The sequence below is a fragment of the Moraxella sp. HMSC061H09 genome, from assembly GCF_001809255.1.
Classification (GTDB): Bacteria; Pseudomonadota; Gammaproteobacteria; order Pseudomonadales; family Moraxellaceae; genus Moraxella; species Moraxella catarrhalis.
In genome coordinates, this window is the sequence record NZ_KV796834.1 from 254,224 (window position 1) to 269,600 (window position 15,377).

At 43.1% G+C, this 15,377-nt stretch carries 8 protein-coding genes; all 8 read left to right on the plus strand.

Annotated elements, in window-relative coordinates; translation table 11 throughout:
* The first annotated feature begins 142 nt into the window (after nt 1–142).
* Complete coding sequence (gene secA, locus HMPREF2573_RS01645) at nt 143–2,941, plus strand: preprotein translocase subunit SecA (protein ID WP_070472337.1); 2,799 nt, start codon at nt 143–145, stop codon at nt 2,939–2,941.
* Nucleotides 2,942–3,110: 169 nt separating this feature from the next.
* The gene (locus HMPREF2573_RS01650; protein WP_049155756.1) at nt 3,111–3,404 is read left to right on the plus strand and encodes a hypothetical protein; all 294 of its coding nucleotides are present in this window, start codon (nt 3,111–3,113) and stop codon (nt 3,402–3,404) included.
* A gap of 138 nt (nt 3,405–3,542) precedes the next feature.
* Entirely contained in the window at nt 3,543–5,129 is a 1,587-nt protein-coding gene (gene lnt / locus HMPREF2573_RS01655; RefSeq protein ID WP_070472340.1) for an apolipoprotein N-acyltransferase, read from the plus strand.
* Nucleotides 5,130–5,553: 424 nt separating this feature from the next.
* Complete coding sequence (locus HMPREF2573_RS01660; RefSeq protein ID WP_070472342.1) at nt 5,554–8,184, plus strand: transferrin-binding protein-like solute binding protein; 2,631 nt, start codon at nt 5,554–5,556, stop codon at nt 8,182–8,184.
* A gap of 181 nt (nt 8,185–8,365) precedes the next feature.
* Nucleotides 8,366–11,368, plus strand: a complete 3,003-nt coding sequence (locus HMPREF2573_RS01665) for a lactoferrin/transferrin family TonB-dependent receptor (RefSeq protein ID WP_070472344.1) — start codon at nt 8,366–8,368, stop codon at nt 11,366–11,368.
* Nucleotide 11,369: 1 nt separating this feature from the next.
* Nucleotides 11,370–12,995 carry a surface lipoprotein assembly modifier gene (locus HMPREF2573_RS01670; protein ID WP_003671460.1) on the plus strand — a complete coding sequence of 542 codons (1,626 nt, stop codon included), beginning with the start codon at nt 11,370–11,372 and terminating at the stop codon, nt 12,993–12,995.
* Nucleotides 12,996–13,221: 226 nt separating this feature from the next.
* The gene (locus HMPREF2573_RS01675) at nt 13,222–13,404 is read left to right on the plus strand and encodes a hypothetical protein (protein WP_003656368.1); all 183 of its coding nucleotides are present in this window, start codon (nt 13,222–13,224) and stop codon (nt 13,402–13,404) included.
* 173 nt (nt 13,405–13,577) lie between these two features.
* Nucleotides 13,578–15,374: an aminopeptidase P family protein gene (locus tag HMPREF2573_RS01680; RefSeq protein ID WP_003661782.1), complete on the plus strand. Its 1,797-nt coding sequence runs from the start codon at nt 13,578–13,580 to the stop codon at nt 15,372–15,374.
* Nucleotides 15,375–15,377 lie beyond the last annotated feature (3 nt).

Below are 15,377 nucleotides of genomic sequence, written 5' to 3' on the forward strand. Positions count from 1 at the left end.
AGATAAATTGGTCAAAATTCACACAAACATTGGTGGGGTATGCAGATGAATTTTATTGTTAAATGGTAAAAAGTCATCTAATCGCACTGCCCATTTACCCATTAGAATGGATTGTTTATCTATTCTTGACGGAATATTTAGTATGCTTACAAAAATTATCAGTACAGTCATTGGTACAAAAAACGACCGTGAATTAAAGCGTATGCGTAAAATTGTTACCAAAATAAACAGTTATGAATCAAGCATTCAATCGTTATCTGATGATGAATTACGCCAAAAAACCGAAGAGTTTAAGCTGCGTCATCAAGCAGGCGAAAGCCTAGATAAACTCTTGCCTGAGGCGTTTGCTGTTTGTCGTGAGGCGTCTAAGCGTGTCAATGGCATGCGTCATTATGATGTGCAGTTGATTGGTGGCATGGCATTGCACGAAGGTAAAATCGCTGAGATGAAAACAGGCGAGGGTAAGACCTTGATGGCGACCTTGGCCATTTATCTAAATGCCATCAGTGGCAAAGGGGTTCATGTTGTCACAGTGAATGACTATTTGGCAAACCGTGATGCACAACTAAATCGCCCGTTGTTTGATTTTTTGGGTTTGACAGTTGGTGTGATTTATAGCCAACAAGCCCCCCAAGAAAAATTTGCCGCCTATCGAGCTGATATTACTTATGGCACCAATAACGAATACGGTTTTGATTATCTGCGTGATAATATGGTGTTTAGCCTAAGTGAAAAAAAACAAAGACCATTAAACTATTGTATTATTGATGAAATTGACTCCATTTTAATTGATGAAGCTCGTACTCCGCTCATCATTTCAGGCCAAGCCGAAGACTCAGCACATCTGTATGCTTTGATTGATAATATCGTTGAGCGATTGGTGCGTTCCAAAGATGAAGAAGATAATAAAAATAATACTGATGGCGACTTTTGGATTGATGAAAAAAACCGTACGATTGAGATTAGCGAAAAAGGCTATGAAAAAATCGAAAGCTTTTTGGCGGAAGTCGGTGAGCTTGGCGAAAATGAAAGCCTATACAGCCCAGCACGATTACCATTATTAGCACATGCACAAGCAGCGATACGCGCACATCATTTATTTGTCAAAAATATTCATTATATCGTTCAAGATGGTGAGGTGATCATTGTTGATGAAAATACAGGTCGTACCATGCCAGGTCGACGATGGTCAGATGGTTTACATCAAGCGGTTGAAGCCAAAGAAGGGGTAGAGATTCAGGCAGAAAACCAAACGATGGCAACCACCACTTTCCAAAATTATTTCCGTCTGTATGATAAATTATCAGGCATGACAGGAACGGCAGATACTGAAGCTGCTGAACTTAAGTCAACCTATGATTTAGATGTGGTCATCATTCCGACACATCGACCGATTGCACGGATTGATATGGATGACCAGATTTTTTTGACCAAGCTTGGCAAATATAAAGGCATCATTCGTGAGATTAAACAAATCACCGAAAAAGGTGCGCCTGTTTTGGTGGGTACTGCGACCATTGAGGCTTCTGAGGAGCTGTCTTATTTATTAAATCAAGAAGGTATTGCTCATAATGTCTTAAATGCCAAGCAGCACGAGCGTGAGGCAGATATTATCGCACAAGCAGGTCGTCCTCGTGCGGTGACCATTGCAACCAACATGGCAGGCCGTGGTACAGATATCATTTTGGGTGGTAATTGGCAGGCCGAGCTTGAAACACATGAAGTCATCACCGATGAGATGCGTCGTGAGGCACTCACAGCTTGGCAGGCACGCCATGATGAGGTGTTGGCAGCAGGTGGCTTACATATCATTGGTTCTGAGCGTCATGAATCACGCCGTATTGATAATCAGCTGCGTGGACGGGCAGGGCGACAGGGCGACCCTGGGCAATCACGATTCTTTTTATCGCTTGAAGATGATTTGATGCGTATTTTTGCAGGCGATCGTATTACCAGTATGTTTCGTGCAGTGGGCTTAAAAGAAGATGAAGCCATTGAGCATAAGATGGTTTCTCGTGCAATTGAAAACGCTCAAGGCAAGGTTGAAGCTCGAGATTTTGATGCCCGTAAAAGCTTGCTTAAGTATGATGACATTGCCAATGAACAACGCAAGGTTATCTATTCACAACGAGATGATTTATTGGCAGAGATGGATTTGCAAGCAGGTATTCAGGCGATGCACCATGAAGTATATCACGCCTTAATCAATCAATTTGTTCCGCCTGGCTCTATCGATGACCAATGGAATATTGATGGGTTAGAAGATGAAATCGAAGAGGCGTTTCGTTTTGATATGCCAATTAATGATTGGCTTGATGCTGATCGTCGTTTGGATGAAGAGGGTCTTCGTGCCAAAATCATCGAAACTGCCATTGAGCGTTATCAGACTCGTCGTGAGCAAATGGGCGAACAGACAGCCGCCCAGCTTGAACGCCATTTCATGCTAACAAGCTTAGATAGGCATTGGAAAGAGCATTTAACCCAAATGGATCAGCTCAGAAAAGGCATTCATCTGCGTAGTTATGCCCAAAAAAATCCAGAACAAGAATATAAGCGTGAATCATTTGAGCTATTTCAATCGATGCTTGGTGCGATTAAGTCAGATTTGATTCAAGATTTGGCGCGTGTACATGTGCCAACGCCTGAAGAGCTTGCCGCCTTAGAAGAACAGCGTCGCCAGCAGGCCGAACAAATGCGTATGATGTTTGAGCAGCAGGCACAGCTTGATGATGTTCAAAGCTTGGATAATCGTCCTGCTGAAGAAACACCACGCCCATTGGGTCGTATGACAGTGACTTTAGGTGCTACCTCTGCACCAGATAAAGCGGCTGATACAACAACGGATGAGGCATTGGTGATTCCCAAAAATATCCATCGCAATGCACCGTGTCCTTGCGGTTCTGGTCTGAAATATAAACAATGCCATGGCAAACTAAGCTAGTCGTTATCGGCGGTGATAAATTTTGGTTGTTGGGCATTTGGGTATATCGCTAAGATTAGAGCTTTATAAAAAACTGTGCTATACTAAGCTAATTGTAAACCACTCTCATTTAAAGGATGTATTGCTTCCTGAGTTTGGCTATTGACTTAACCAGTGAGGGAATAACCCCATGAAAAAACTCATTTGGCAAGCGTTAGCATTGTCAGCTATGATTGTACTGTCTGCTTGTGCCCAAAAAACCAAAGAGGCAACCGCCAAGCCTGTTGAAGAAAAAGAAGTGCCTATGTCGGCTGAACCTGCCGAGCCAATGATCGTTGTACCGAGTGATTCACCTTCATCGATTGAGCAGGTAGTACCTGAAGCATTTGCTGAAGGCGATAGTACTCAAATCGCTGAAGTGGTAGAGATTGATGAGACCGCCAAAACTGCCACTCAGGATGCCGAAGTCCAAGAAGGGCAATAATAAGCTCTTAACATGGCTAAATGACCTAACTATTTTAATCACCCAGCCCAATATGTATCATGGGCGTGAGGTGATTTAATTTCATTAATACAACTCACTCACTTCTCACACTTTTACTATGAAATCTTAGCTTGTCATATGCGAACCGCTACCAATTCTATCCGGCCTAAGACCACCACTCGCCAGTTGTCATTACCGATATCAGTGATGACGGCTTTGTCTGCTGGTGCAATGTTTAGTTTGGCACTTGCGCCTTATTTTATTATCCCCATTGCGGTTCTCTCACCAATGCTGTTGTATGCACTGTTAAAAAAGTGCGATAGCCCTAAGCGGGCCTTTTGGTTGGGTGAGCTCTACGGATTTGGGACTTGGGTGGTCGGTGCATTTTGGTTATATCACTCCATTCACTACTATGGCGGCGTACCAAGTTGGGCTGCACTTGTATTAATTGGGGCAATGTCGCTGATTATGGGGCTGTTTCATGCCTTGATGGCATGGGCATTTGTTCGATTTAGTGCCAAACAGCCGATATCTTTTGCAGGATTTTGGATACTTCAAGAATGGCTAAAAACTTGGGTTTTATCAGGATTTCCTTGGCTTTTTGTGGGGTATGCATTTACAGATGTCAGTTGGCTAAATGGCATTGCACCGATTTTTGGGGTATTTGGCTTATCGTTTTTAGCGGTATTTATTGGGGCGGCTGTGATCGAGCTGTTTTATCGTAATATTGGGCATATTATGATTGGCGGTATTTTAACAACTGCTGTTGTCATGATTTCATTGATAGGGGTAAATTGGACAAAGCCAACAGGTAAACTGACTTCCGTTTCACTCATCCAAGGCAATATTCCACAAGACCTAAAATGGCAAGAGGGTTTTGGTATACAAACCTTGGGGATTTATGCAGGATTATCACAATCTGAATGGGGGCGTGATTTGGTGGTTTGGCCAGAGGCTGCCATTCCGCTATTTCAAGACGAAGCCAGCGACCACATCAATGCTCTAGCAAAACAGGCAAACGCTGATGGCAGTGCATGGATAACGGGCATTATGTATCGCAAGACACCAAGCGATGCCTCAAATCAGGCAGAATTTTATAACAGTGTGATGTTATACGATGCCAATCAAGTATCAGTTTATAAAAAACAACAGCTTGTACCATTTGGCGAATATGTACCATTTGGCGGTTTGTTGGATATTTTACCAGGGCTTGAGGGTGTCGCTAGCCTAAGCCGTGGCGATGATAAGCAACCACCGCTCAAATTGGGCGGCGGCGTGGGTGATACGATTGGTGCGGCAATTTGTTATGAGGTGGCATATCCTGAGACGACGCGTAAAAATGCACTTGGCAGTAATTTTTTATTAACCGTCTCAAACGATGCTTGGTTTGGTACAACAGCAGGTCCTTTGCAGCATTTACAAATGGTGCAAATGCGAAGCTTGGAGACGGGGCGATGGTTTGTGCGTGCAACAAACAACGGAGTGACTGCATTAATTGACCATCAAGGACGGATTATCAAGCAGATACCGCAGTTTCAGCGAGATATTTTGCGAGGTGATGTACCCAGTTATGTTGGACACACGCCTTATATGGTTTGGGGGCATTATCCCATGTTGGGGTTTTCTTTGGTGCTGATTTTTCTTAGTATCATGGCAAAGAAAATGAAAAATACCACCGCCAAACGAGAAAAATTTTATACCGCTGATGGTGTGGTAGACCGCTGAATTGTGCCACTTTGGGCGTTAGAGCATGAGCAAGATTAGGCGTTGGGTGAGCTTTGGTTGTATTACTCATCAGCCTACCCGAAACCTGCCAAACATCACCGCCCAAAACCTAAACATACAATGGCTAAAAATATCAGAAAATAACTTGCTGTATTGTAAATTCTTATGTTATCATGTGATAATAATTATCATTAGTACCAAGATATCCATTACTAAACTTCATCCCCCATCTTAACAGTTACCAAGCGGTGAGCGGATTGTCCGATTGACAGCAAGCTTAGCATGATGGCATCGGCTGATTGTCTTTTTGCCTTGTTGTGTGTTTGTGGGAGTTGATTGTACTTACCTTAGTGGTGGATGCTTGGGCTGATTTAATTAAATTTGATCAAAGCGGTCTTCACAACACACCAAACGAGATATCACCATGAGTACTGTCAAAGTCCCCCACATTTTCTACCAAAAACGCACCCTTAGCCTTGCCATCGCCAGTATTTTTGCTGCCGTGGTGATGACAGGCTGCCGCTCTGATGACATCAGCGTCAATGCACCCAATGTTACCCAACTGCCCCAAGGCACGGTTTCACCAATACCGAACACAGGTCATGACAACACCAATAACACCAACAATCAGGGCAACAACACGGATAACAGCACCAGCACAACTGACCCAAATGGCGATAACAACCAACTGACACAAGCACAAAAAACTGCCGCCGCCGCAGGGTTTTTTGTGATGGGTAAAATTCGTGATACCAGCGAAAAAAATGACCCAGATTATACCAAAGATTTACAAGGCAACGTACATACAGCAGGGCAAGGCTTACAGTACTTAGGCACCAAAGAGCCTCGGCCAGATGGCACAGGTACAGGTAAAAACTTACGCCAGCCCATCACAGCTGATGACATTACACCACTTTATTTTGATAAATTCCCCAAAATATCCGATCTGCACCTAGAAAACAGCGAGCATGTGTTTGATGCTAAAAAAGCAAATAACATCAAAATATATGGTTATGGTGCATTGTCATCACCTGCCAAAAACCCAACCTACATGAATTATCAACAAGAACAAAACATCAAAAACAAAAAACCAGGCGATGATTATCAAAACATTCGTTTTGGCTATATGGAGCTAAGAGAGCTGGACCTAAATAAAAAAGGTGCAGACACCCAGAGCGACAAGAACCGTGCCATCATTTTCACCACACCTACTTTATTTTATCATGGTGAGAATGCCAGCACCCATCTGCCAAAGGCGGGTAAATTTGACTATGAGGGCAATTGGTTGTATCTGACCGATGTCAAAAAACGCCCATTTTTAGATAAAACAGACGATAAAGTAGGCACTTATTTTAACTCAACCAGAAAATCAAATGAAGGCGATTTGGTGAGTGCAGCACACATTTATCTAAACAGCTTTAAATATAAACACACCCCGGCCACTTATAGCGTGGACTTTGATCAAAATACCCTAAAAGGCAAATTGTCTTATTATGACAACCCAAACAAGCAAACAGCCGATGGGCGTTATATCAGAAGTCAGTTTGATACCGACAAAAAGGTCAATGAAGCCGATGTCTATGAGATTGACGCCAAGATTAATGGCAACCGCTTTACTGGCACAGCCAAATCTTTGATTGATGATAACACCAATACCGCACCTTTTGTTAAAGAGCTGTTCTCCAAAAAAGCCAATCCCAACAACCCAGACCCCAACTCAGATACGCTAGAAGGCGGGTTTTATGGTGAGTCGGGCGATGAGCTGGCGGGTAAATTTTTATCCAATGACAACGCAACTTTTGTGGTCTTTGGTGGCAAACGAGACAAAACGACCGAACCTGTCGCCACAAAAACGGTGTATTTTAGTACAGGATTTGAAAAACCCAGCACCAGCTTTGTTGGCAATGAAGAGATTGGTAGCATTATTGACGGTAAAAAGTTAAATGATGAAGTCAATAATCAAATTGAAGATGAAACTGTCCCTGTCAGTAATAAAGAATATTATGAATATAATTATGGACGACCCAACAAACAATTCACCAAAAAAATAAACGCCAGCGTCCAAAAAAACCCTGCTTATTTTGGTCAGCATGATAAGTTTTATTTTAATGGTAACTATTATGACTTATCAGCCAAAGAAGCAAACAAGCTTGGTGTCTCCCAAGATACCAGCACCAATAAGAGTATTTTGGCTAAATACCCAGATGCCAAAGTAAGCACAGACAATAAAGTTACCAAAATCGTTCTACAACAAGCCAAAGATAAGCCGTATACCGCCATTCATGCCAAAAGCTATGACCACATCAGTTTTGGTGAAGTATTGTATAATGATAACAAAGGCAACCCAACACGCAGTTATTTTGTGCAAGGCGGTAGGGCCGATGCCAGCACCACGCTGCCCAGTGCAGGTAAATTCACCTATAATGGTCTTTGGGCGGGCTATCTTATCCAAAAAAATGACAAAGGTTATAGCAAAGATGAAGAAACCATCAAGAAAAAAGGTCATCAAGATTATCTGTTAACCGAAGACTTCACCCCAGAAGAAGATGATGACAGCTTGGTCGCATCTGCTGACCCTCAAGATGATGGTGCAGACGACGCCGATGATGATGGTGCAGATAATGTGTATCAAAAAGGTGAGATTCGCCCTGAATTTGAAAACAAATACTTGCCCATTAATGAGCCTACTCATGAAAAAACCTTTGCCCTAGATGGTAAAAATAAAGCTAAGTTTGATGTAGATTTTGAAACCAACAGCCTGACAGGTCATCTCAATGATGGTAATGGTCATAGTGTTTTTAATATCAAAGATGGCAAGATTGATGGCACAGCCTTTAGCGCCAAAGCCGATGTGACCAATTATCGCCATGAGATCGGCAATAACAACAGTGGCGGATTTTTATACAACATCACAGACATTGATGTTAAAGGGCAATTTTTTGGCACAAATGGCGAAGAGTTGGCAGGACAGTTACAGTATGACAAAGGCGATGGTATCAATGACCCCGCCGAAAAAGCAGGGGCTGTCTTTGGGGCTGTTAAAGAGACCAAATAACGCCCCCTCATCATCTTTAGTCGCTTGACCGACAGTTGATGACGCCCTTGGCAATGTCTTAAAACAGCACTTTGAAACAGTGCCTTGGGCGAATTCTTGGATAAATGCACCAGATTTGCCTTGGGCTAATATCTTGATAAAACATCGCCATAAAATAGAAAATAAAGTTTAGGATTTTTTTATGTCAAAATCTATCACAAAAACACAAACACCATCAGTCCATACCATGACCACGCACCGCTTAAACCTTGCCATCAAAGCGGCGTTATTTGGTGTGGCAGTTTTACCCCTATCCGTCTGGGCGCAAGAGAACACTCAGACAGATGCCAACTCTGATGCCAAAGACACAAAAACCCCTGTCGTCTATTTAGATGCCATCACGGTAACCGCCGCCCCATCTGCCCCTGTTTCTCGGTTTGACACCGATGTAACAGGGCTTGGCAAAACCGTTAAAACCGCTGACACGCTGGCAAAAGAACAAGTACAGGGCATTCGTGATTTGGTGCGTTATGAAACTGGGGTGAGTGTGGTTGAGCAGGGGCGTGGTGGCAGCAGCGGATTTGCCATTCATGGCGTGGATAAAAACCGAGTGGGCATTACCGTAGATGGCATTGCCCAAATTCAATCCTACAAAGATGAATCCACCAAACGAGCTGGTGCAGGCTCTGGGGCGATGAACGAGATAGAGATTGAAAACATTGCCGCCGTTGCCATCAATAAAGGTGGTAATGCCCTAGAAGCAGGCTCTGGTGCGTTGGGCGGTTCGGTGGCGTTTCATACCAAAGATGTGAGCGATGTCTTAAAATCTGGTAAAAATCTTGGCGCTCAAAGCAAAACCACTTATAACAGCAAAAATGACCATTTTAGTCAGACGCTGGCAGCGGCAGGTAAAACCGAGCGTGTGGAAGCGATGGGGCAATATACCTACCGTAAAGGCAAAGAAAACAAAGCACACAGCGACCTAAATGGCATCAACCAAAGCCTATATCGCTTGGGTGCATGGCAACAAAAATATGATTTAAGAAAGCCCAATGAACTGTTTGCAGGCACAAGCTACATCACCGAAAGCTGTTTGGCAAGTGATGACCCAAAAAGCTGCGTACAATACCCTTATGTCTACACCAAAGCCCGACCAGATGGCATCGGCAATCGCAATTTTTCTGAGTTAAGCGATGCTGAAAAAGCACAATATTTGGCGTCCACGCACCCCCATGAGGTTGTCTCTGCCAAAGATTATACAGGCACTTATCGGCTATTGCCTGACCCCATGGACTATCGTTCAGACTCGTATTTGGCACGCCTTAACATCAAAATCACCCCAAATCTGGTCAGTAAACTGTTATTAGAAGACACCAAGCAAACATACAACATTCGTGATATGCGTCATTGTAGTTACCATGGGGCAAGATTGGGCAATGATGGTAAGCCTGCCAATGGTGGCTCCATTGTTCTTTGCGATGATTATCAAGAGTATCTAAACGCCAATGACGCATCACAAGCATTATTTAGACCAGGTGCTAATGATGCCCCCATTCCAAAACTGGCTTATGCCAGAAGCAGTGTGTTTAACCAAGAGCATGGCAAAACTCGCTATGGGTTAAGTTTTGAGTTTAAGCCTGACACGCCATGGTTTAAGCAAGCAAAATTAAACCTACACCAACAAAATATCCAAATCATTAACCATGACATTAAAAAATCGTGCAGCCAATATCCTAAGGTGGATTTAAATTGTGGCATCAGTGAAATTGGGCATTATGAATATCAAAATAATTACCGTTATAAAGAAGGGCGTGCCAGCTTGACAGGCAAACTTGATTTTAATTTTGACCTGCTGGGTCAGCACGATTTGACGGTGTTGGCTGGTGCAGATAAAGTTAAAAGCCAATTTCGTGCCAACAACCCCAGACGCACAATCATTGACACCACCCAAGGCGATGCCATCATTGATGAAAGCACGCTGACAGCACAGGAGCAAGCCAAATTTAAGCAATCGGGGGCGGCATGGATTGTCAAAAATCGCCTTGGACGCTTAGAAGAAAAAGACGCCTGTGGCAATGCCAATGAATGTGAACGCGCCCCCATTCATGGCAGTAACCAATATGTGGGCATTAACAACCTTTATACACCAAATGATTATGTGGATTTAAGTTTTGGTGGACGCTTGGATAAACAACGCATTCACAGCACCGATTCAAACATCATCAGCAAAACTTACACCAACAAAAGCTATAATTTTGGAGCGGCGGTTCATCTGACACCTGATTTTAGCCTGTTGTATAAAACTGCCAAAGGCTTTCGTACGCCAAGTTTTTATGAACTGTACAACTATAACAGCACCGCCGCCCAGCATAAAAATGACCCTGATGTGTCTTTTCCCAAACGAGCGGTTGATGTCAAACCTGAAACTTCCAATACCAATGAATACGGCTTTCGCTATCAGCACCCTTGGGGGGATATTGAGATGAGCATGTTCAAAAGCCGTTACAAGGACATGTTAGATAAAGCCATACCGAACCTAACCAAAGCCCAGCAAGAGTATTGTAAGGCTCATTTGGATTCCAATGAATGTGTTGGCAATCCGCCCACGCCCAAAACCAGTGATGAGGTATTTGCCAACTTATATAATGCCACCATCAAAGGGGTGAGTGTCAAAGGCAAACTGGATTTGCATGCCATGACATCAAAACTGCCAGATGGTCTTGAAATGACCTTGGGTTATGGTCATACCAAATTGGGGAAATTTGATTACATTGCACCCAAAGATGCCGATGGTTGGTATCAGGCTCGCCCTGCTTTTTGGGATGCCATCACCCCAGCGCGCTATGTGGTCGGTCTAAACTATGACCACCCCAGTCAAGTATGGGGCATTGGCACAACTTTAACGCACAGCAAACAAAAAGATGAAAATGAGCTAAGTGCCCTTAGAATCCGAAATGGCAAAAGAGAAACACAAACCTTAACGCACACAATACCCAAAGCCTATACCTTACTGGACATGACAGGCTATTATAGCCCAACTGAGAGCATCACCGCTCGTCTTGGTATCAACAATGTATTAAACACCCGCTACACCACATGGGAAGCGGCACGCCAACTGCCCAGCGAAGCTGCAAGCAGTACCCAATCAACCCGTTACATTGCACCAGGTCGCAGTTACTTTGCCAGTCTTGAAATGAAGTTTTAATATGACCTGTTTACCAAAGACCAACCCTGCTTTAAAAGTCAAGCACAGATTTTTAAAGCAGGTGCTGTTATTGCTTTGTGTTGATACATTAACAGCACAGGCGTACGCCCACAGCCATCATACGCCCATTCATACACCCACGCATGAGCTGCCATCTGCTGATGCTTTATCAGATGAAGGCTTGGGTAAGGATTTGGGCAGTTTGGACAGTTTGGATAGCCCAGATGGTTTGGGTGATGGTTTAGGCGATGGTTTGGGTGATGGCTTAAAAAGTGATAAAGCCCCTTTACCCATCAACGCCTTGACCGCCCATCAGACCAATGAGAGCCAGCCTGCCCCACCGAGCGTAGATGTCAATTTTTTACTTGCCCAGCCAGAGGCATTTTATCATGTCTTTCATCAAGCGATTGTGCAAGATGATGTGGCAACATTACGCTTGTTATTGCCATTTTATGACCGCCTGCCTGATGATTATCAAGATGATGTTTTGTTGTTATTTGCCCAAAGTAAACTTGCCCTAAGTGATGGCAATACCAAATTGGCATTGAATCTGCTGACCGATTTGAGTAACAAAGAGCCAACACTTACGGCGGTAAAATTACAACTTGCTTCCTTGTTGCTGACCAACAAGCACGATAAACACGCCCAAATGGTGCTAGATGAACTCAAAGATGATGCCCACTTTTTAAAATTAAGCAAAAAAGAGCAAAGATGGGTGCTATCGCAAAGTCGCTATTTACATAAAAAATATAAAATGGGCTTGGATTTGGGCATCAACTATCTGCATTTGGATAATATCAACGCCGCCTCCACCATCACCCAGCCCAATATTAAAAAAGATGCCCCAAAACCTGCTCATGGGCTTGCCTTATCGCTTGGTGTGAATAAATACACGCCGCTTAGTCATGGCATGAGTATTTATACAGCCCTAGATGTTGATGGTAAATTTTATGATGACAAAAGCCACAATGAACTGGCGGTTTTTGCTCATGCTGGACTAAGAAAAGATCACCAAAAAGGTTATGTTGATGTCGTACCTTTTGTTGGGCGTATTTTTGCCACCAATCAGCAGCATGGCAGATTATCCCCCAGAAAAGACAGTCAGGGCGTGGCGTTTGGCAGCCATCATCGGATCAATGATAAATGGCAAAATGCGTTTTTTGCACGCATGGAAAAAGGCAATTATACCGAGCGTTATCAAGGTTATGATGGCAAGCGTTATCATGTGAATGACACCATTTTGTTGCAAGATGGCCCAAATCGTCGTTACTCTTTGGGCGTGGGGTATCAGCTTAGCCATCTGCAAGATGCAACAAAAAGCAGTCATGCCACAAAGATACATTTTGGGGTGTTGCAAAGATTGCCAAATGGTCTGACCGTGCAAGGTAGAGTGAGTGCTGAGCGTGAGCGTTATCATGGTAAATTATTGCGTCTGGTTAATCCTGATGATGTGTATCGCACAGATAAAACCCTAACCCTACAAACCTCCATTTGGCACAAAGACATTCACTGGCTTGGATTAACGCCAAAGCTGACTTATCGTTACAGTAAAAATAACAGTAACTTACCAGCACTTTATAGCCATAACAAACAAAATTTTTATTTGGAGCTTGGTCGGTCGTTTTAACTCAATTGCCTAAGGGCAGGTTAAGATGGCTGGGTGTTTTTAATGGTTTTTAATCTTCAAAGCTGACTTGGTTGTGAATTTTGACATTTTGGGTTTAGACAACTTTGAATTGATAAAAGTCATTGTACAAAAAGCCATCATTTGTTATATAATAAGGATAATTCATTTTAGGTTTCATCTTAAATTAAATCATTACCCATCTTAGACTAAATTAGGCAGGTTACCCATGGCACATGATGCTTCAAATAATAACCCACTCAAAGAATCGCTAACAGCATTGATTGGTACTGTGCTATTGCTTGTAATGATTGCAGGTATTGCAATTTCAGCATGGCTACGCCCAGCAGGCGAGCATCCAGCCCAAGCTGAACCTGCTGAAGCTGAAGTCGCCACATTGCAAAGTAATTGACTTTTTATGGCTTTTAGCCCTTGTGAGTATCACAAGGGTTTTTTATTTTATCGCCCTAAATCTTAAAGATTTATCAGGTGGATTGCCTTATTCGTAGAACAATTGTTCAAACTTATGTTAAAATTAAACGCTTTAGGCATATAATATAGGTTTATCATTATCAAGGAAAAGTTATGCTAAATTCGTCAAATAGATATCAAGAGCGTATCGGTCTTGCTCGTCAAATTCTGGCAGATGAAGGTGTGGATGCGTTGATTATCCCATCAGCCGATCCGCATATGTCGGAGTATTTGCCTAAATATTGGCAGGGCCGAGCTTGGGTATCTGGCTTTACAGGTTCGGTGGGAACGCTGGTTGTCACTCAGACATTTGCAGGCTTATGGACAGACAGTCGCTATTGGGTACAAGCACCCATTCAGCTGGCAGGTACGGGCATTGAATTTCAAAAAATGCAGATCGGACAGCCGACTTTTACACAATATTTGGCTGACACATTACCAGCTGGTTCTAAGGTTGCCATCGATGGCAATGTATTGTCTGTAAATGAGCATGATAATTTAAAAACAGCATTTTTGGATAAAGATATTCAGTTAGTAACAGACTTGGATTTGTTGTCAAAAATTTGGACAGATCGACCACAGTTACCAGATGCCGCCATTTATGAGCATCCTGCTGAGTTTGTTGATACAACGGTTGCCGAAAAATTAGCACAGGTTCGTGCTCAAATCCAACAAAAACAAGCAGATGTTCATCTGATATCTAGCCTTGATGATATTGCTTGGTTGTTAAATTTGCGTGGATCTGATGTGGAATTTAATCCTGTATTTTTATCACACTTGCTATTAGACGATACCAAGGCGACTTTATTTGTTGATATCAATAAGCTTGATGACAAAATACGCACCTCACTTGAGTCGATGGGCGTACAAGTTGCTGAATATCAAGCGATTGGCGATGCGATTGCTCAAGTTTCAGGCAAGCTGTTAATTGATCCATCACGCATTGCGATTGGTACTTTAAAGCAGCTTTCTTCATCGGTTGAGCTGATTCGTGCCATGAATCCAAGTACAATCATCAAAGCCATCAAATCTGAGGCAGACATCGAACATATTCGTGAAGCCATGCGTCAAGATGGTGCGGCACTTTGTGAATTTTTTGCCGAATTTGAAGCCAAAACATCACTTGGCGAGCGTATCACCGAACTTGATATCGATCGTATGCTCATCGAGGCACGCAGTAAACAAAAGCACTATGTTTCACCCAGTTTTGATACCATCGCAGGATTTCAAGCCAATGGAGCAATTGTGCATTATAGTGCAAGTGAAGATAATTACAGTGTGATCGAAGGTGATGGGCTGTTACTCATCGATTCAGGTGCACAGTATTATAATGGCACAACCGACATTACACGCATGGCAAGCGTGGGTCAAGTGAGCGATGATGAAAAACGCGATGTTACTTATGTACTCAAAGCACATATTGGACTGGCACAAGCACAGTTTCCTGAAGGTTTGGCGTCATCACAAGTAGATGCGTTAGCCCGAATCCATTTATGGCGTCAGGGTTTGGATTATAATCATGGTACAGGACATGGCGTGGGCTATTTTATGAATGTCCATGAAGGTCCGCAAGTGATTTCAGTATTTGCTCCAACAACGCCAGAGCGTGTGCTTAAGCGTGGCATGGTAACCACCAATGAACCTGGATTGTATCGTGAAGGTCAGTGGGGTATCCGTTTAGAAAACTGTGCTGTCTGTGTTGAGGCTGATCGCAGTGAGTTTGGCACATTTTTAAAATTTGATGATTTGACTTTGTGTCCTTTTGACACTCGTCTCATTTTGCCCAGCCTTTTGACCGAAGATGAAAAATCTTGGCTAAATCACTACCATCAGCGTGTGCATGATGAGCTGATTGATCGTGTCAGTGGTGCAGCTAAAGACTGGCTGATCGAAAGAACCAAAGCCATCTAAGAC

What these genes read in the sequence shown, in the direction of transcription:
- HMPREF2573_RS01670 (WP_003671460.1), top strand. Translation starts at nt 11,370, where the DNA reads ATGACCTGTTTACCAAAGACCAACCCTGCTTTAAAAGTCAAGCACAGA.
- HMPREF2573_RS01675 (WP_003656368.1), top strand. Translation starts at nt 13,222, where the DNA reads ATGGCACATGATGCTTCAAATAATAACCCACTCAAAGAATCGCTAACA.
- HMPREF2573_RS01650 (WP_049155756.1), top strand. Translation starts at nt 3,111, where the DNA reads ATGAAAAAACTCATTTGGCAAGCGTTAGCATTGTCAGCTATGATTGTA.
- HMPREF2573_RS01680 (WP_003661782.1), top strand. Translation starts at nt 13,578, where the DNA reads ATGCTAAATTCGTCAAATAGATATCAAGAGCGTATCGGTCTTGCTCGT.
- lnt (WP_070472340.1), top strand. Translation starts at nt 3,543, where the DNA reads ATGCGAACCGCTACCAATTCTATCCGGCCTAAGACCACCACTCGCCAG.
- HMPREF2573_RS01665 (WP_070472344.1), top strand. Translation starts at nt 8,366, where the DNA reads ATGTCAAAATCTATCACAAAAACACAAACACCATCAGTCCATACCATG.
- secA (WP_070472337.1), top strand. Translation starts at nt 143, where the DNA reads ATGCTTACAAAAATTATCAGTACAGTCATTGGTACAAAAAACGACCGT.
- HMPREF2573_RS01660 (WP_070472342.1), top strand. Translation starts at nt 5,554, where the DNA reads ATGAGTACTGTCAAAGTCCCCCACATTTTCTACCAAAAACGCACCCTT.